14 protein-coding genes are annotated in these 16,148 nt (G+C 73.4%); 4 read left to right on the plus strand and 10 right to left on the minus strand.

Annotated features, from left to right (window positions below):
* Positions 1 to 294 precede the first annotated feature (294 nt).
* A complete protein-coding gene (locus tag ACFWJ4_RS20500; protein ID WP_380545794.1) occupies positions 295 to 945 on the minus strand; it encodes a hypothetical protein in 651 nt (216 codons plus the stop codon).
* Between the two features lie 100 nt (positions 946 to 1,045).
* Here ACFWJ4_RS20500 and ACFWJ4_RS20505 point away from each other — a divergent pair, with 100 nt between their 5' ends.
* Positions 1,046 to 1,693, plus strand: a complete 648-nt coding sequence (locus ACFWJ4_RS20505) for a TetR/AcrR family transcriptional regulator (protein ID WP_380545796.1) — start codon at positions 1,046 to 1,048, stop codon at positions 1,691 to 1,693.
* A gap of 5 nt (positions 1,694 to 1,698) precedes the next feature.
* Entirely contained in the window at positions 1,699 to 2,451 is a 753-nt protein-coding gene (locus ACFWJ4_RS20510; protein ID WP_380545798.1) for a TrmH family RNA methyltransferase, read from the plus strand.
* 40 nt (positions 2,452 to 2,491) lie between these two features.
* On the opposite strand, the gene ACFWJ4_RS20515 is transcribed toward ACFWJ4_RS20510, so the two are convergent.
* From ACFWJ4_RS20515 to ACFWJ4_RS20535, 5 genes are all read right to left on the minus strand, one after another.
* Positions 2,492 to 3,790, minus strand: a complete 1,299-nt coding sequence (locus ACFWJ4_RS20515) for a peptidoglycan-binding protein (RefSeq protein ID WP_380545800.1) — start codon at positions 3,788 to 3,790, stop codon at positions 2,492 to 2,494.
* A gap of 157 nt (positions 3,791 to 3,947) precedes the next feature.
* Positions 3,948 to 4,856, minus strand: coding sequence for a pyridoxamine 5'-phosphate oxidase family protein (locus ACFWJ4_RS20520; RefSeq protein WP_380545802.1), 909 nt, complete (start codon positions 4,854 to 4,856; stop codon positions 3,948 to 3,950).
* Positions 4,857 to 4,888: 32 nt separating this feature from the next.
* On the minus strand, positions 4,889 to 5,359 hold the full coding sequence (locus ACFWJ4_RS20525) for a VOC family protein (protein ID WP_380545804.1): 471 nt from the start codon (positions 5,357 to 5,359) through the stop codon (positions 4,889 to 4,891).
* A gap of 196 nt (positions 5,360 to 5,555) precedes the next feature.
* Complete coding sequence (locus ACFWJ4_RS20530; protein ID WP_380545805.1) at positions 5,556 to 6,563, minus strand: XRE family transcriptional regulator; 1,008 nt, start codon at positions 6,561 to 6,563, stop codon at positions 5,556 to 5,558.
* A gap of 300 nt (positions 6,564 to 6,863) precedes the next feature.
* Positions 6,864 to 9,020, minus strand: a complete 2,157-nt coding sequence (locus tag ACFWJ4_RS20535) for a protease pro-enzyme activation domain-containing protein (protein WP_380545807.1) — start codon at positions 9,018 to 9,020, stop codon at positions 6,864 to 6,866.
* 256 nt (positions 9,021 to 9,276) lie between these two features.
* Between ACFWJ4_RS20535 and ACFWJ4_RS20540 the strand changes: the two genes are divergently transcribed.
* Positions 9,277 to 9,843, plus strand: coding sequence for a CGNR zinc finger domain-containing protein (locus tag ACFWJ4_RS20540; protein WP_380545809.1), 567 nt, complete (start codon positions 9,277 to 9,279; stop codon positions 9,841 to 9,843).
* 151 nt (positions 9,844 to 9,994) lie between these two features.
* Here the strand turns inward: ACFWJ4_RS20540 and ACFWJ4_RS20545 are convergent, their stop codons facing one another.
* From ACFWJ4_RS20545 to ACFWJ4_RS20555, 3 genes are all read right to left on the minus strand, one after another.
* Positions 9,995 to 11,485 (minus strand): FAD-dependent monooxygenase, encoded by a 1,491-nt coding sequence (locus ACFWJ4_RS20545; protein ID WP_380545811.1) that lies wholly within the window; start codon positions 11,483 to 11,485, stop codon positions 9,995 to 9,997.
* Positions 11,486 to 11,630: 145 nt separating this feature from the next.
* Positions 11,631 to 13,331 (minus strand): phenylacetic acid degradation protein PaaN, encoded by a 1,701-nt coding sequence (gene paaN, locus ACFWJ4_RS20550; protein ID WP_380545812.1) that lies wholly within the window; start codon positions 13,329 to 13,331, stop codon positions 11,631 to 11,633.
* 160 nt (positions 13,332 to 13,491) lie between these two features.
* Positions 13,492 to 14,730 (minus strand): hypothetical protein, encoded by a 1,239-nt coding sequence (locus tag ACFWJ4_RS20555; protein WP_380545814.1) that lies wholly within the window; start codon positions 14,728 to 14,730, stop codon positions 13,492 to 13,494.
* Between the two features lie 159 nt (positions 14,731 to 14,889).
* Here ACFWJ4_RS20555 and ACFWJ4_RS20560 point away from each other — a divergent pair, with 159 nt between their 5' ends.
* On the plus strand, positions 14,890 to 15,474 hold the full coding sequence (locus ACFWJ4_RS20560) for a TetR/AcrR family transcriptional regulator (RefSeq protein WP_359905207.1): 585 nt from the start codon (positions 14,890 to 14,892) through the stop codon (positions 15,472 to 15,474).
* An 81-nt stretch (positions 15,475 to 15,555) separates the two neighbouring features.
* Here the strand turns inward: ACFWJ4_RS20560 and ACFWJ4_RS20565 are convergent, their stop codons facing one another.
* Positions 15,556 to 16,002 (minus strand): Lrp/AsnC family transcriptional regulator, encoded by a 447-nt coding sequence (locus ACFWJ4_RS20565; protein ID WP_359905204.1) that lies wholly within the window; start codon positions 16,000 to 16,002, stop codon positions 15,556 to 15,558.
* Positions 16,003 to 16,148 lie beyond the last annotated feature (146 nt).

Raw genomic sequence — 16,148 nt, forward strand, 5'->3', positions numbered from 1 at the left:
CCGGGGGCGGCTCCGGGGGTGGGTGCTCCGGGGGCTGGATGATTTTCAGACTGCCCACTCCGAGGGGTGGGGCGTTGAGACCGTTGGCAGTCTGAAAATCACCCGTCACGCCCCTCTCCGCACCCACCCCCTGCGCCGCCCCCTTCCGCAGCGCGTCCCTCTCGCGGGGGCCTCGCTGGGGAGGGAGGGGCACCTTTCGCGCTGGGGAGGGGGCACCTTTCGCGGTGGGGAGGGAGGGCACCTTTCGCGCTGGGGGTGGGGGTGCTCCTCCCGGTTGGGGGTGGGGTGTTGGGGTCAGGCGGCATGGGCGGCTTGGAGCCAGTTGGTGAACTCGCAGGCGAAGTGCCACTGGTGGCCGGTGGGGAGGAGGTCGGGGGCGGCTTCCGGGAACTGGACGGTGAGGCGGATGCGCAGGCCGTCGGGGGTGTCGGCGAATTCGTGGAGGACGTGGAGGACCTCGGTGCCGTCGGCGAGGGTGCCGGTGCCGCCGATGCGGACCGGGAAGGTGTCGTCGCCGGGGAGGTCGTGGTGGAAGTGGAGGAAGAAGCGGGCCGGGCCGGTGCCGATGGTTTCGATGATCTCGACCTGCTCGCCGGTGGAGTCGGCGAGGTAGTGCTCGGGGTTGGCGGCGAGCAGGGCGGCGCGGTCGCCGGTCTGCAGGCGGGACTGCCACCAGGTGAGGAAGGTGTCGGCGTCGATGCCGGTGGCGGTGAGTTCGGTGACGGCGGTGCGCCGGCGGCCGGCGGAGGCCCGGGCCCAGCCGGCCAGGGCGGTGTCGGCGGCGGTGGTGTCGGGGGTGAGCAGTTCGCGCGTCCGGTCGTCGCCGAGGCGCTGCTTGAGCAGGCGCAGGGCGGCGCGGGCGCGGTCGAGTTCCCAGGCGAGGACGGCCTCCCGGGGGTGGGGGGTGCCGTCGATCTCGGTGCGGATGGTGAGGCCGGGCTGCATGGCGTCGCTCCTTGAAGAGGGCGAGAAGACGGAGGAATTTTCTCCGCTTCTGGTGACGCTAGCATAGGGGGAGAGATTTTCTCCGGTTAGGGAGTTGTGGATGAGGGCCGACGCGGAGCGCAGCCGGCGCAGGATCCTGGACGCCGCCTGCGAGGTGTTCCTGGAGCGGGGCCCGGACGCCCCGTTGGACGCGGTGGTGCGGCGGGCCGGGGTCGGCCCGGGCACGCTCTACCGGCGGTTCCCCGACCGGGAGGCGCTGGTCCGCGAGCTGGTCACCGACCTGCTGGCCCGGCTCACCGAGGCCGCCGAGCAGGCGCGGGCGGCCGAGCCGGATCCGTACCTGGCGCTGCGCCGCTTCGTGCACGCCGCCGCCGATCTGCGGATGGGGGCGGCGATCGTGGTGCTGTTGGAGCACCTGGTGGTGGACGAGGAACTGGTGGCCGTTCGCCGGGGCACCGTCGTGGCGGTCGAGGGGCTGCTGCGGGCCGCGCGGGAGGCCGGGCGGCTGCGCCCCGACGTGGGGATGGGGGACCTGGTGCTGCTCTGCGTCCGGGTGTCCCGTCCGCTGCCGGGGGCGCTGGCGGCGCTGGACGCGGACGGCTCCTTGGTCCACCGGCACCTGGACCTCGCGCTGGCCGGGTTGGCCGGCGAACCGGACGGACCGCCGGGGCGCGCGTTGGGCTTCGACGAGGTGATCGCCGCGGCCGGGCGGCCCGGTGAGCCGGGTCCGGGGCGGGTGACAGAGTGACCGCCATGGACGAGGACGAGCTGGTGCGGGCCTGGCGGGCGGGCGAGCGGGAGCCGGGGGCGGTGCTGCTGGACGGGTTCCACGCGCTGAAGCACGCGCTGCGGTTCGGCGGCGAGGTGCGGCGGGTGGTGACCGCCGACCGGGCGGCTCTGCTGGCGTTGGCGGGTGAGCTGGCGCCGGATGTCGTGCCGGCGCTGGAGGGGCTCGCGGTGGAGGTGCCGGAGGCCGTGCTGCGGGGGCTGGTGCCGCGGTTGCACCCGACGGGGGTGGCCGCGTCGGCGGTGCGGCCCGGTGCGCGGGCGAACCGGGCGGTGCTGGCCCGCCGGCCGCGGACGGCGCCGGTGGTGGTGCTGGAGAATCCGCGCAACCTGGGGAACGTCGGGGCGGTGATCCGGCTGGCGGCGGGCTTCGGTGCCACCGGGGTGGTGACCACCGGGGACCTGGATCCGTGGCACCCGAACGTGCTGCGGGGCAGCGCGGGACTGCACTTCGCGACCGCGGTCGAGCGCTTGGATCCGGAGCAACTGCCGGACGGGCCCCTGTACGTGCTGGATCCGGAGGGGGCGGACATCCGGGACGTGCCGTTCCCCGACGAGGCGCTGCTGGTCTTCGGCACCGAGCGGCACGGCGTGTCGGAGGAGCTCAAGGCGCGCGCCGACCACCTGGTGGCGGTGCCGATGCAGCCGGGGGTGTCCAGCTTCAACCTGGCGACCAGCGTCGGGATGGGCCTCTTCCACTGGATGTCGGGGCGGCGCTGAGGCGCGGTGCCCGGGTGGGCACCGCGCCCCGGTGGGGCCGTCAGGAGAAGAGCCGGCGCCAGGTGTCGGGGCCCGGGTAGCCGTCGGCCTCGCTGCCGCGCCAGCCCTGGGCCTGCTGGAAGGCCTGGACGGCGCGGCGGTCGCTCTCCGTCCAGCGCGGGCCGGGGCCGACGCCGTACGAGCCGCCGAAGCCCTTGCGGACCAGCTGTTCGCCGAGCAGACGGACGTGGTCGTTGTTCTGGCCGGGGCCGAAGTACCGCGCACCGGGGAAGGCGGAGCCGCCGATGTCGCGGCCCTTGCCGTTGACCAGGTAGTCCCAGGTGTCCTTGCCGGGGATGCCGTCGGCCTCGTTGCCGCGCCAGCCCTGGGCCTGTTGGAAGGCCTGGGTGGCCCTGCGGTCGGCCTCGCCCCAGCGCGGGCCGGGGCCCTCGGAGTAGAACGCGGCGCCGCCGCGCCGCACCAGCAGTTGGCCGAGCTCGGTGACGTACGCGTTGTTGGCGCCGGGGCCGAACTTGGCGGTGCCGGGGAAGGCGGTCGAGGAGGTGCCGCCGCCGTCGTTGCCGCCGGCGGACAGGCCGGTGTACCGGTACGGGACGTAGCCGCCGGAGTTGTTCCAGTACGCGTACGGGGTGGAGCGCTTCTTGGTGGCGGGGCCGGTCTGCTCGTAGGCGACGTACTTGGTGCGGGAGGAGTCGGTCCAGCCGCCGAAGATCGTCACGTGCGAGCCGGCCTGGGGGTTGGCCGGGTTGTTGTAGATGAGGACGTCGCCGGGCTGGAGGTCGTTCTTGCCGATCCGCTCGGCGAAGCCGGGCAGTGTCCAGGTGGTCTGACTGCTGCCCAGGCCCCAGGCCATCGAGACGAAGCCGGAGCAGTCCTGGCGGTAGCCGTCCGACCAGTAGCGGCTCATGCTGTACGGCACGCCCTGGTCGACCCAGGTCTGGGCGCGCTGGATGATCTGGGCCCGGGTGAGCGGCGCCGCGGCGGTGCGCGGGGCGGCGAAGGCGCGGGCGCCGGGGGCCTGGCCGTAGAGGCCGCTGACCTCGCCCTGGGGGGTCTGCGACCGGGCGCTGCTGCTGCCGCCCGGGGTGGGGCCGGGTGCGGGGGCCGCGGTGGCGGAGCCGGCGGCGGCCGTTCCGCCGCCTATCGCGGTGCCCACGGCGGCCATCAGGACGGCGGCCCGGCGGCGGACGCTGCGGGCGGCGGCGTGGCCGCCCTCGTGGACCGGTGCGGCGTGCAGCCGTGCGCGTCGGCGGGCGTTGCAGCCCCCGCATATGCAGTCCTCCGCCGGTTCGACGTCGTCGAACTCGATGAGCGGGGACAGGGGGTCGGTCAGGGTCATGCTCCGCCTCTTTCCCGGACTATTCCGCGTGTTATCCGGACCAAAGTCCCAAAGCGGGCGGGATGAGTCACGGCGGGTTAGGCCGAACGGGTGAGACCCGTTCGGCTCCCGGGCGTGGCGTCGATCGGCGTTAGGGCCTAGGGGAGGTGAGGTGCGGTCAGCGCGGGATGGCGGCCGAGTACTCGGGGTCGCTCCAGGTCAGCGGGGTGGCGTCGGCCAGTTCGACGACGCCGGTGACGGTCAGTTCGACCATCCGTTCGGCGCCCGGGACGCCCTGCCGGGCCTCCTCGGACCAGTCGGTGCGGGCCTCGCCGGTCACCAGCAGTGCCCCGCCGGTCTCCCAGTCGGGCAGCAGCAGGCCGGCGCGCGGGTCCAGCTCCAGGTTCCCGAGCGTCAGGAACATGCTGTTGCCCGGGTACTCCGGCCAGCGCAGCCGGTCCGGTGCCACCGGTCGCAGGAAGCCGGGGAGGCCGCCGCGGTGGGAGGCGTCCACGCTGGCGTCCGGGCCGGTGCTGGCGATGAAGAAGGTGTCCGCGGTGGCCGCCGCCAGGCGCTGCGCGGTGGTCAGCGCCGGACCGGTGGCGACCGTGCGGGGCGGGCCGGCGGCCGGGCGGTCCGTCGGGGTGCGGCGCTGGATGTACTTCGGGCAGTTGGCGACCACCTCCTCGGCGTGCACCAGCAGCCCGCCCCGGCCGTCCGGGACGGAACGCCCGTTGAGCCGCATCCGGCGCCGGCCGGCCGGGTCCAGTGCGATGGTGCCGACCCGGGCCGGGCGGTCCAGCGCCCCGGCCAGCGGGTCGGCCCCGGCCGGGAGGGCGGCGACGGCCAGGGTGTGTTCGTCCGGGGCGGAGAGGAAGCCGGCCGGGCCGGCCAGCTGGGTGGCCCAGACCCGGCCGTCCCGGTCGGCGGCGCCGACGACCAGCATCCGGCGCTCGGTCAGGAAGCGGGCGGCGACCGTCGGGACGGTGCGGCGGATCGACCGGCCGGCGTGGTCGGCCCGTCCGGTCCGGTCGGCCCGGGCCTGGACGGTCCGCTCGCCGGGGTGGTACGGCGTGCTGGTGGTCATGGTCGGCTCCCTGGCGGTGGTCGGGGCGCGTTCTAGAAGAAGCCGCAGGTCGGGGCATCGGCGGTGGGGGCGGCGGCCTCGGTGCCGTCCACGCCGGTGCGGGTGTAGACCTCCAGCCGGATGCCGTCCGGGTCGGTGAAGAAGATGCCGCCGGAGGCCGAGCCCTCGCTGTGCGGGACGACGCCGTCGTAGGCGAACTCCGCGCCGAGCCCGCGCAGCAGCCGTTCGGTGGCGCGTACCTCGTCGAGGCTCTCGACCTCGAAGGAGAGGTGGTGCAGGCCGGGGCCGGTGGTGGCGAAGGTGCCCGCGCTCTGCTGCCAGAGCGTCACCACCAGGCGGCCGTCGCGGCCGAGCAGGGCGTAGCGGCGTTCGGGGTCGGTGCCTTCGGCGGTGACCTCCAGGCCGAACACGGCGCGGTAGAAGTCGAGCGAGCGGGCCAGGTCGGTGACGTTCAGTCCCACGTGGCCGGTCTGCAGGGTGCGGAGCTGGGTGGTGGCGGACATGCCTGGTCACTCCCGGAGGCTTCGGCGTCCGGCGAGGCTGCTGCCTAACCGGTACTCATGAGAGTAAGAGTTAGGTGATGCAGCGTCAACCAGTGAATGGCACTGGAACGGTTAGGTTTTGCGGTGGGTACGCGAAAGCCCCGCCGGGCCTGACGGTCCCGACGGGGCTCGGAAGGAGGGAGGGCCCGGCCGCTGGCTAGGCCCACTCCCAGCGGATGCCGATGTGGCCCGGCTGCTGGTCCGGGGCCAGGACGTGGGCGCTCGCCGAGGCACCGATCCACAGCTGTTCGCGGCGGTGGTCGACGTCGGCGCCGGGCTCGCGGTCGTAGCGCTCGCAGTGCGCGGGGACGGCCGCCGGGTCGAAGTGCACCTGGAGCACGTACTCGCGCACCGGGCTGGCGAAGCGGCGGCTGTACTCCATGGTCGGGCCGCCGGGCGGGATCTCCACCTCGTACTCGAAGACCGTGCTGTCGCCGAGGCCGAGCGGGCGGTCCAGCATCAGCTCGGCGACGATCAGCCCGGCCTCGGGGCGGCGGCGCACCCGGCCCAGCCGGCCGTGCCGCACCGAGGTGATCTCCGGACAGCCGGCCGCCTCCTCGTCGGCCATGTGCACCACCAGGCAGCGGCCGACGCCGCCGACCGTGGCGCGCACCACCTGGCGCATCCGCAGCAGGTTGCCGCGCCGCTCGGCGTCCACGTAGTAGGAGTCGTGGATGCTCAGCCGCTCCAGCTCGCCGGCCGGCGGGGCGTTCAGCTCGGCGAAGATGTTGGCGATCTCCTGCTCGCCCGGCCAGACGTCCTCCAGTCCGAGGTGGCAGGTGTTGGCCGCGGCGGCCCAGCGGCCGCGCGGGCGCGGCGGGCCGAGCAGGGAGGAGAGCGCGCTGTGCGGCAGGCCGAGCAGTTCCTCCAGCAGGTGGACGGCGCGCAGCGAGCTGGCCCGTTCGGGCTGGCTGCGGCCCCGCCGCCAGTAACTCAGGGTCGTGACACTGACCCTGACACCCCGTCCGGCGAGGGCGGCGCGGATGCGGTCCAGGCTGAGGCCGCTGGCCTCGATGGCCAGGTGCAGGGTGTCCGCGAAGCCGCCGACCGGGGCGAGCCGGCCGGGCGTTGGTGCGGGGGCGCTGGCGGGAGCCGGTCCGGGGCGCTCCGTGTGCGACCCGACCAGCCGCAGTCGCGCGGCGTCCTGTGGTTGCTGTGCGGCCATGCGGTGACCCTCCCCACCAGGTGAGTTCGGCGGGACCGGGCCGGCGCCGGGGCGCGCCGCCAGCGGCTTCACCGAGCTTTGGGGAACCCTATGCACGGTCGAGAGGCTACGTCATCAGTCGTGCGTATGACAGTGGTCACGGCAGGTGGACCGAAGGGTTAGCGATCTTGAAACAGTCCGGAAACACGAGCCGCCGACCTGGGCCCGCACACCGCCGTGGGCGGGCCCGGACGGACACCGCCGGGGCGGGCCCTGACGGCTCCGCCCCGGCGGGGGTTCGGTGGTGCTACCGGTCGGTGATCAGCTCACGTTCAGCGCGACGTCGTCGATCACGAAGCTGGTCTGCTGCGACGAGTCCTCGGTGCCGGTGAACTTGATGGTCACGGTCTGGCCGGCGAAGGAGGTCAGGTCCAGGGTGCGCTGGACGTAGCCCGCGGCGGCGTTCGCGTTGGAGTAGGTCGCCAGCGTGGTGCTGTTGGCCTGGACGGTCAGCTTGTCGTACGCGGTGGTGCCGGTCTCCGCGGTGTCGATGTGCAGCCAGAAGGTCAGCTTGGCGGAGGCGCAGCCGGCCGGGATCGAGACGGTCTGCGACATGGTGTCGGTGTGGGCCGAGCCGTAGCCGTTCATCCAGGCCTTCCAGCTGCCCGAGTGGGCCGCCTGGGAGGAGCTGTTGTCGACCACGCCGCTGGAGGTGGTCCACGGGGAGGCGGTGCCGGTCTCGAAGCCGCCGTTGGTGACGAGCTGGGCGGCGGTGCAGCCGCCGGACGGCGGGGTGGTGCCGCCGCCGAGCAGGGCGGTGGTCAGCGCGTCGGCGACCGGGGAGCCCCAGCCGGTGACCTGGTCGTAGCCGGCCTTCGCGGAGAAGTCCTGGTTGGCGCCGGTGGTCACGTCGTGGAAGGTGCTGCCGTAGGCGCTGCTGTTCGCGACCGAGTACAGCCGCGGGCTCGCCTCGCCCAGGACCGGCTGCCCGGCGGTCTTGGCCTTCTGGTTGAACTGGGCCGCGTAGCCGGACCAGAGCGGCGCGGCGGCGCTGGTGCCGCCGTAGACCTGCCAGCCGCCGGCGGTGTAGATCGCGAAGCCGCTGGCCGGGTCGGCGTTGGAGGAGACGTCCGGGACGGTGCGCATGGTGCCGCTGACACCGGTGCCGGTCTGCCAGCTCGGCTTGGCGAACACGGTGGAGACGCCGCCGCCGGCGGTGCTCCAGGCGCTCTCCGAGGAGTAGGCGTTGCCGCTGGAGACCTTGAGGTTGGTGCCGCCGACGCCGGTCTGGTGCGGGCTGGAGGCCGGGAAGTCGACCGCCTTGACGGAGGAGCCGCTGGTGGAGCGGGTGCAGTCGCGGGAGCCGTCGTCGCCGGAGGCGGAGAAGATCGAGATGCCCTGGGCGGCGGCCTGCTTGAAGGCGTTGTCGACCGCGGTCATCGAGGCGGCGGTGGTGTCCGGCTCGCAGGAGCCCCAGGAGATCGAGACCACCGAGACCTTGTTGTCGGTCACGATCTTGTTGGCCATGTCGATCTCGCCCTGGTCGCTGTTGGGCGCCTCGTAGACCAGCTGGGTGGCCTTGGGCGCCGCGCCGCGGACGATCTCGCTGTCCAGCTCGACCTCGCCCTGGCCCTGGCCGGGGGCGGAGTCGTAGTTGGCGCCGTCCACCGAGACGGTGGAGACGGCCGGGCCGGACAGGCCGTACTGGGAGTCGTAGGTGGTCAGGTTGGTCTTGCTGTAGCCGTCGAACTCCCACAGCGCGACCGTGGTGCCGGTGCCGTCCGCGCCGGTCTTGTTGAGGTTGTACGCGCCGGTGTACTGGGCCGGGGCCATGCCGCTCGGGGTGGCGGTCGCCGCGTTCGGGGTGACCGCGTTCGGCGTGGCGATGCGGTTCTTGCGCACCGCGTGGTTGTCCAGGCCGCTGATGCCCTGGACCACGGCGGCCAGGTCGGAGGGGATCGAGGCCGCGGCGTCGTTGGCGAAGAAGGCGCGCTGCAGCTGCGGGTCCAGGTACGAGCTCTCGTGGGTGCCGAAGGCCTGGGAGACCTGGGCGGCGGTGCCGTGGGCGTTGACCACCTGGCGGTTGGCGCTCACGTCGCCGACGGTCAGGCCCTGCTGGGCCAGGTACGTCCTGACCTGGTCGACGGCGGCCTGGGTCGGGCCGAACCGCGCGGTGAACTGCTCCGGCGTCAGGTAGTGGCCGTACTCCGGGGTGCCCGGGGTGGCGACGGCGGTGAGGAAGCGGTCCAGGGCGTCGGTGTCGCGCAGCTTCAGGCTGACGGACACCGCGATCTGCTGCGCGGCCGGAACGTCACCCTTCTTCTCCGAGTGGGCCACCGCGGGGTTCACGGTGTTCGGCAGGGCTACGCGCGGGGTGGCGTTGGGCGTGGCGGCCTGCGCGGTGGAGACACCGAGCGAGACGGCGGTCAGCGGCAGCACGGCTATCGCCGCGGCGAGGGCAAGGGAGCGGGGACGCAACGGATCCTCCTCTGGCCGGCTGTGGGGGCCGGCAAGGGGCCAGGCGTTCAGGGGGTCGAGAACGCTGGCTCGAACATGACAGAACCCGTGTGCGAATTGGCTCATGGTCGGGCAATTCGTTGCTAAAAAACAGTCAACTGTGGAGAGTGGGAAACTCGGCGGTTCCATACAGTGAATGGCCGGGATTCCGGGGCCGGTCCGGCCCGGTCCGGCCGAGGGGGGCGGACGTAGAATCGGACCGAGCCGAGGGAGAGCCATGACCGATGCGCAGCCCGACCCGAGGGACCCGCGACCGCTGATCGGCGAGCCGCTCGCGCTCGACCTGCTCAACACCCGCTGGGCCGGAACGCCCGTCAACGACCTGCTCACCGACGTCGAGGGGTACGCGATCTGGCTCTCCTCCGCCGGGCTGGGCGGACGCTGCGCGGCCGACGAGGCGGGCCTGGCGGCGATCCGGCAGACCCGCGAGGCGATCCTGGCGGCCGCCCGGGACGCCCGCGAGCAAGGCGAGTTGGGCGCCGCGGCGCGGGACGGACTGGACGCGGTGCTGGCGCGCGGACGGATCCGGCGCACGGCGGCACCGGGCGGGGCCGAGGACCGGATCGAGGCCGACGGGCCGCAGTGGCTGGCGCCCTGGCTGGCGGCGGACGGCTTCCTCGCGCTGCTCGGCGAGGGGGCCCACCGGGTCAGGCAGTGCGCGCACGAGGCGTGCATCCTGCACTTCTTCGACGCCTCGCAGAACGGCCGCCGGCGGTGGTGCCGGATGGCGGTGTGCGGGAACCGGGCGAAGGCGGCGCGGCACTATGTGAAGGCCCGGGGCTGACCGGCGGGCTGACTGGCTGACCGGCTGACCGGCGGGCGGGCCTGAGCAGTGCGGGCGGGGGCGCGGGGCCCCCCCCCCCCCCCCTCGGGGGGGGGGGTCCTCGGCTTGGGGGGGGGGCGCGCGCCACCCCCCCCCCCCGCCCGCGGGACGGTCAGGCCGAGGTGCCCAGCCAGTCGGTGAGGGCGGTGCGGAGCTCGCCCTGGCCGGGGTCGACGGCGCCCCAGGCGACGTACCCGTCCGGGCGGATCAGCAGGACGGTGTCGCGCAGCTTGCCGTGCGGGTCGGCGGGGGCGGCGCAGACCACGCGGTCGGTCCAGGGCTCGGCGGCGGCCAGCTCGTCATTGCTGACCAGGACGAACTTCCCGGCGCGCAGCGCCTCGTAGAGCCGCTCCGGGGCGGCGGGGGCGCCCTCGACGGGCTTGCTCAGAGCGGTCAGCCGCAGGTCCGGGACGCGCTTGCCGACCTGCGGGTGGGCGTCCTTGGGGGCGGGGTAGGAGATGCCGATGCCGGAGACCAGCCTGGCGCCGCGCTCGGTGACCGGGTCGAGGTGGCCGCCCAGCGCGGTCAGCGCCCCGCGCAGGGCGCGGGTGGGGGCGGACTCGGCGAGCGCCAGCCGGATCAGCGCGCCGGAGGTGCGCAGCACCGTCCGGCCGACCGGGTGCCGCTCGGTCTGGTAGGTGTCCAGCAGGGCGTCGGTGGCGTGGCCCCGGAGCGCGGCGGCGAGCTTCCAGGACAGGTTGGCGGCGTCCTGGAGGCCGGTGTTCATGCCCTGGCCGCCGGCCGGGGAGTGGCAGTGCGCGGCGTCGCCGGCCAGGAAGACCCGGCCGGAGCGGTAGTTGGGGGCCTGTCGCTCGTCGCTGTGGAAGGTGGAGCTCCAGCGCACCTCGTGCAGGCCGTAGTCCTCGCCGAGGATGGCCCGGGTGAGGTCGGTGAGCTGCTCGGTGGTGGGGGTGGTGCCGTCCGGGTACCGCTCCTCGCGGTCCCAGGCGATGATCCGGAACCAGCCGTCGCCGAACGGGGCGATGAAGGCGAAGCCGGCCTGGTTGGCGCCGACGGTGATCGCCTGGGCGGGCTCGCGGTCCAGCCTTACGTCGGCCAGCACCACCGAGTCGACCACGGACTCCCCGGGGAACGGGATGCCCAGCAGGTCGCGGACGGTGGAGTGGACGCCGTCGGTGGCGACCGCGTACGCGGCGCGGTGGCTGTGCCCGTCCCGGGTCTCCAGCGTCACGCCCTCGGCGTCCTGGTGCAGCCCGGTGACCTCGGCGCCGCGCAGCACGGTCGCGCCGGCGTGCTCCGCGCGCTCCAGCAGCACCCGCTCGACGTTGTACTGCGGGGTGATCAGGACGAACGGGAAGCGGGTGGGCAGCGAGCCGAGGTCGATGCCGAAGCGGTCGAACATCCTCAGTTCGGCGAGCGGACGGCCGGTGGCGATCAGCTCCTCGGCCAGGCCCCGGGCGTCCAGCAGCTCCAGGCTGCGGGCGTGCACGGCGAAGGCCCGGGTGAGGTTGGACTCGGCGGCCCGCTTCTCCAGCACCGTGACGCCGACCCCGGCGGCGGCGAGGTCGCCGGCCAGCAGCAGTCCGGTCGGTCCGGCACCGACGATCAGGACGTCGGTTTCGGTCGTCGGCTTCACGGCCATGTATTCAGCTCCCGTTCCTCGGAGGGCGGTCGGACGCCGTTCCCGGCGTTCTCCCAGCCTCCATCATCGCGGGCGCCGTCGGGGCTGTGAACCGCCGGGTCCCGGCGGTGGGTGACCGCCGGGATCCGGGTACGGGTCGAACGGCTCAGGCGTGCCGGCGGATCTCCACCGTGCGGAACCGGTTGGCGACGAACGCGCCGTCGCAGTAGGCCGCGTTGGCGGCCGGGTTGGCGCCGGTGCCGTGCAGGTCGGAGAAGGCGGCGGTCTGGTTGGGGTAGACCCCGCCGGTGAGGTTGAGCGAGAGCGAGACGCCGGAGTCCAGCGCGGCCTCGACCAGCAGCGCCTCCACCGCGGGCGAGGTGGTGTAGCCGGAGGCGGTCATGGCGCCCTTCTCGCGGACCGTGGTGCGCAGCAACTCGACGGCGGCGGCGGTGGATTCGACGGCGACGGCGAAGGAGACCGGGCCGAAGCACTCGCTGCGGAAGACCGCGCGGTCGTCCGGCTTGTCGGCGTCCAGCTTGACCAGCGCGGGGGTGCGGACGGTCGCGCCGGGGAAGTCCGGCGAGGTCACCGCGCGTGGGGCGAGGGCGAGTTCGCCGTACTCGCCGCCGGCCGCGGCGGCCGAGCGCTGGAGCACCCCGGGGTTGACCACGGCGCCGAGGATCGCCGCGGCGCGGGCGTCGTCGGACAGCAGGCCCTCGATGGCGCCGGCCAGGTCGGAGACCACCTGGTCGTAGGACTTGACGCCCTGGTCGGTGGCGATGCCGCCGCGCGGGATCAGCACGTTCTGCGGGGTGGTGCACATCTGGCCGCTGTAGAGCGAGAGCGCGAAGGCCAGGTTGCCCAGCATGCCCTTGTAGTCGTCGGTGGAGTCGATCACCACCGCGTTGACGCCGGCCTTCTCGGTGTACACCTGCGCCTGCTTGGCGTGCTCCTCCAGCCAGTCGCCGAAGGCGGTGGAGCCGGTGTAGTCGATCAGCTTGATCGCCGGGTGGACGGCGAGCGCCTGGGCGACGGTGCCGCCCTCGTGCTCGGCGGCCAGGCAGACCAGATCGGCGTCGAAGCCGGCCTCGGCGAGCACCTCGCGGGCGATCCGCGCGGTCAGCGCGAGCGGCAGCACGGCCCGCGGGTGCGGCTTGACCAGCACCGGGTTGCCGGTGGCCAGCGAGGCGAACAGGCCCGGGTAGCCGTTCCAGGTGGGGAAGGTGTTGCAGCCGATCAGCAGCGCGAGGCCGCGCGGGACGACGGTGAACTCCTTGGTCATCACCAGCGGGTCGCGCTTGCCCTGCGGCTTGGTCCAGGCGGCCTGCCGGGGCAGCCGGGTCTGCTCGGCGTAGGCGTAGGCGACGGCCTCCAGGCCGCGGTCCTGGGCGTGCGGGCCGCCGGCCTGGAAGGCCATGCCGTAGGCCTGGCCGGTGGTGTGCATGACGGCCTGGGCGAACTCGTGGGAGCGGGCGTTGATCCGGTGCAGGATCTCCAGGCAGACGGCGGCGCGCTCCAGCGGGGTCGCGGCGGCCCAGCCGGGGCGGGCGGCGGTGAGCGCGGCGATCAGCGCGTCCGGGGCGGCGTGCGGGTAGGTGATGCCCAGCTCGACGCCGTACGGGGAGGCCTCGCCGCCGACCTGGTCGCCGTCGGTGGGGTGGCCGTCGAGGGTGAAGGGCTTGCCGAGCAGGGCGTCGAAGGCGGCCTTGCCGTCCGCCGGGCCGCTCTCGCCGTAGGCCTTCGGGAACTCGGGGTAGGGCGACCAGTAGTCGCGCTCGGTGGCGGCGGTGAGCGCGGCGTCCAGGGTGGCCTGGTGGCGCTCGACCAGCTCGCTGACGAGGGGGTGGGTGACCGCTGCGGACATCTGTGCGCTCCTCGGAGGGCCTCGAAAAGCAGGACGGGACACGTCACAGAGTAACCGAACGATCGGTCGGCTCAAGGGGGTGCAGCGGGGGAATCCGGCGGGAACGCACAGGGGGCGCGTCCATGGCGGACGCGCCCCCGCGGGCTCGGGTGATCCGGGTCTACGGCACGCCGAGCTCGAAGATGATGTACCCGGCGTACCAGCCGGAGGCGACCGCCCCGGTGCCCAGGACGGTGGCCAGCACCGGCAGGCTCAGCTTGCGCATCGCCACCGCCAGCGCGATGAACAGCGGGAACACGGGCATCAGGTAGCGCGAGACGTTGCCGAAGATGCCGAGGCTGCCGAGCACCGAGACGATCGTGGCCAGCGTGTAGGCGGTCAGCACCAGCGGCGGGCGCAGCCGGACCAGCAGCACGATCAGCACCGGCAGGCTGAACACGATCAGGGTGGCGAGGAGGTCCGGCACCGGGAAGCCGTAGGGGTAGTCGCTGCGGCCCAGCATCACCCCGCGGATCGCGTGCCAGGTGCCCTGGCCCCAGTCGAAGTAGTGCATCCAGGCGTCCTGCTGGATCCGGAAGTAGCCGCCCCACTCGCCCGTCCGCCAGCCCACCCAGCCGACGTAGCCGAGCAGGCCGACCGGGGCCAGCACCATCGCGGTCAGCGGGCGCAGGACGCCGCTCTCCCGGCGGTACAGCTCGACGATCGCGGCCAGGCCGACGGCACCGATCAGGGCCGCGGAGGTGGGCCGGTTGAGCCCGGCGACCAGGGTGATCACCCCGGCCGCGATCCACTGCTTGGTCATCACGCAGTAGCAGGCCCAGGCGGCCAGCGCGACGAACAGCGAGTCCGAGTAGACGGCCCACTCGGCTCCCGACCCCGGGGCGATCGCCCAGATGCCGGCCGCGATCACGCCCGAGCGCGCGTCCGAGGTGAGCTTCTCCACGACGGCGTAGATGCCGGCCGCGGCGAACAGCGAGGACACCACCGAGACCAGCATCCCGGCGCCGTACAGGCCGAGGCCGGTGGTCTCCGAGACCATCCGCATCAGGCCCGGGTAGAGCGGGAAGAAGGCGGCCGAGTTCTGCTCGATGGTGTAGCCGATCGGACCGTTGGGGATCGGTACGAGCGCCGGGTGGTAGCCGAACTGCGCCACCTGCTGGTACCACCAGCCGTCCCAGGTGGCCAGCACGTCCCAGGGGTTGGCGCCGCCGCCGAACCGGGCCGGCTTCTTGGCGTAGTCACCGGCGAAGGAGAGCAGCTTCATGAAGACGGTGAAGCCGATCAGCTTCAGCACCGCGTAGCACCACACGGCCGGTCCGTAGCGGACCACCAGGTCGCGGCCGCGTTCCTGCCAGGTGCGCCCGGTGTCCGCCGGCTCCTCGCTGCGCTGCTCTGGCATGTCGGAGGCGACTGCCGGTATTGCGTTCATCAGCCGTGGACCCCAGTGCTCTGGACGTGGACGGATCGTCCGGAGATTCTAGGGCCTGCCTTTCCGGGCTGGTGTGGACCAGTCGGACCCGATCGCGTAACGCGGGGGGCGGCCGGGGATACTCGGAGGATGGCCGATCACACCACGCGCACCGCCTACACCGTGGAGTCACTGCTCGCGGTGACCGTCGACGTGTTCAACGAGCGCGGCTACGACGGGACCTCCATGGAGGACCTGTCCCGGGCGGCGGGGATCTCCAAGTCCTCCATCTACCACCACGTGCGCGGCAAGGAGGAACTGCTGCGGCTGGCGGTCGGGCGGGCGCTGGACGGGCTGTTCGCGATCCTGGTCGAGCCGGCCGCGGTCCGGGGCCCGGCGGTGGAGCGGCTGGAGCACGTGGTGCGGCGCACCGCCGAGGTGTTGCTGGAGGAACTGCCGTACGTGACGCTGCTGCTGCGGGTGCGCGGCAACACGGCCACCGAGCAGTGGGCGCTGGAGCGCCGGCGGGACTTCGACCACCAGGTGGCCGAGCTGCTGCGGGCGGCGGTCGCGGACGGCGCGCTGCGCGCGGACGTGGAGCCCAGGCTGGCCACCCGGCTGCTGTTCGGGATGATCAACTCGATCGTGGAGTGGTACCGGCCGGGGCTCAAGGCCGCCGACGGGGTCGCGGACGCGGTGGTCCACCTGGCCTTCGACGGGCTGCGGGCGCGCTGACCGGCCCGGCCCGCCGCGGCGGGCCGACCGGCGGGCCGATCGGTGAGACCGGCGGGCCGGTCGGATCGGCGGGCCAGCCGGTCAGATCGGCGGCACCTGGTCGGTCTCCTCGAAGACCAGCATGGTCCGGGTGCCGAGCACCTGGGGAATGGACTGGATGCTGCCCAGCACCAGCTCCCGCAGGGCCTGGTTGTCGGCGGTGTGCACCAGCAGCAGGACGTCGAAGTCCCCGCCGACCAGCGCGATGTGCGCCACCCCGGGCAGCTCCAGCAGCCGTTCGCGCACCGTCCGCCAGGAGTTCTGGACGATTTTCAGGGTGACGTACGCGGACGCGGTCTGACCTGCCCGTTCGTGGTCCACCCTGGCAGTGAAGCCGCGGATGATGCCGTCCTCGACCATTCTGGAGATCCGGGCGTACGCGTTGGCCCGGGACACGTGCACCCGCTCGGCCACCGAGCGGATGGAGGCGCGACCGTCCTGCTGCAGCAGCCGAAGGATCGACCGGTCGACCTGATCGAGTCTGGACATCTGTTCAGCAGACATGACCCCCCACCCCCACCGATTGGACACACTGCCACCAGTCGACCGCCGAACAGGCCGAATGTCCACCACCTTGTCACGCTTCTGGTCAAGATGAACAGACGACCGAACAATCGGTAGGGAGCCCCCGCCAC

The organism is Kitasatospora sp. NPDC127067 (genome assembly GCF_042724755.1).
Taxonomy (GTDB): domain Bacteria; phylum Actinomycetota; class Actinomycetes; order Streptomycetales; family Streptomycetaceae; genus Kitasatospora; species Kitasatospora lactacystinica.

Excerpts from the sequence above, each read along its gene's own strand:
- ACFWJ4_RS20520 (WP_380545802.1), bottom strand. The coding sequence starts at position 4,856 with ATGACCACCAGCACGCCGTACCACCCCGGCGAGCGGACCGTCCAGGCC.
- ACFWJ4_RS20565 (WP_359905204.1), bottom strand. The coding sequence starts at position 16,002 with ATGTCCAGACTCGATCAGGTCGACCGGTCGATCCTTCGGCTGCTGCAG.
- ACFWJ4_RS20525 (WP_380545804.1), bottom strand. The coding sequence starts at position 5,359 with ATGTCCGCCACCACCCAGCTCCGCACCCTGCAGACCGGCCACGTGGGA.
- ACFWJ4_RS20505 (WP_380545796.1), top strand. The coding sequence starts at position 1,046 with ATGAGGGCCGACGCGGAGCGCAGCCGGCGCAGGATCCTGGACGCCGCC.
- ACFWJ4_RS20530 (WP_380545805.1), bottom strand. The coding sequence starts at position 6,563 with ATGGCCGCACAGCAACCACAGGACGCCGCGCGACTGCGGCTGGTCGGG.
- ACFWJ4_RS20560 (WP_359905207.1), top strand. The coding sequence starts at position 14,890 with ATGGCCGATCACACCACGCGCACCGCCTACACCGTGGAGTCACTGCTC.
- ACFWJ4_RS20510 (WP_380545798.1), top strand. The coding sequence starts at position 1,699 with ATGGACGAGGACGAGCTGGTGCGGGCCTGGCGGGCGGGCGAGCGGGAG.
- ACFWJ4_RS20555 (WP_380545814.1), bottom strand. The coding sequence starts at position 14,730 with ATGCCAGAGCAGCGCAGCGAGGAGCCGGCGGACACCGGGCGCACCTGG.
- paaN (WP_380545812.1), bottom strand. The coding sequence starts at position 13,331 with ATGTCCGCAGCGGTCACCCACCCCCTCGTCAGCGAGCTGGTCGAGCGC.
- ACFWJ4_RS20500 (WP_380545794.1), bottom strand. The coding sequence starts at position 945 with ATGCAGCCCGGCCTCACCATCCGCACCGAGATCGACGGCACCCCCCAC.
- ACFWJ4_RS20540 (WP_380545809.1), top strand. The coding sequence starts at position 9,277 with ATGACCGATGCGCAGCCCGACCCGAGGGACCCGCGACCGCTGATCGGC.
- ACFWJ4_RS20545 (WP_380545811.1), bottom strand. The coding sequence starts at position 11,485 with ATGGCCGTGAAGCCGACGACCGAAACCGACGTCCTGATCGTCGGTGCC.
- ACFWJ4_RS20515 (WP_380545800.1), bottom strand. The coding sequence starts at position 3,790 with ATGACCCTGACCGACCCCCTGTCCCCGCTCATCGAGTTCGACGACGTC.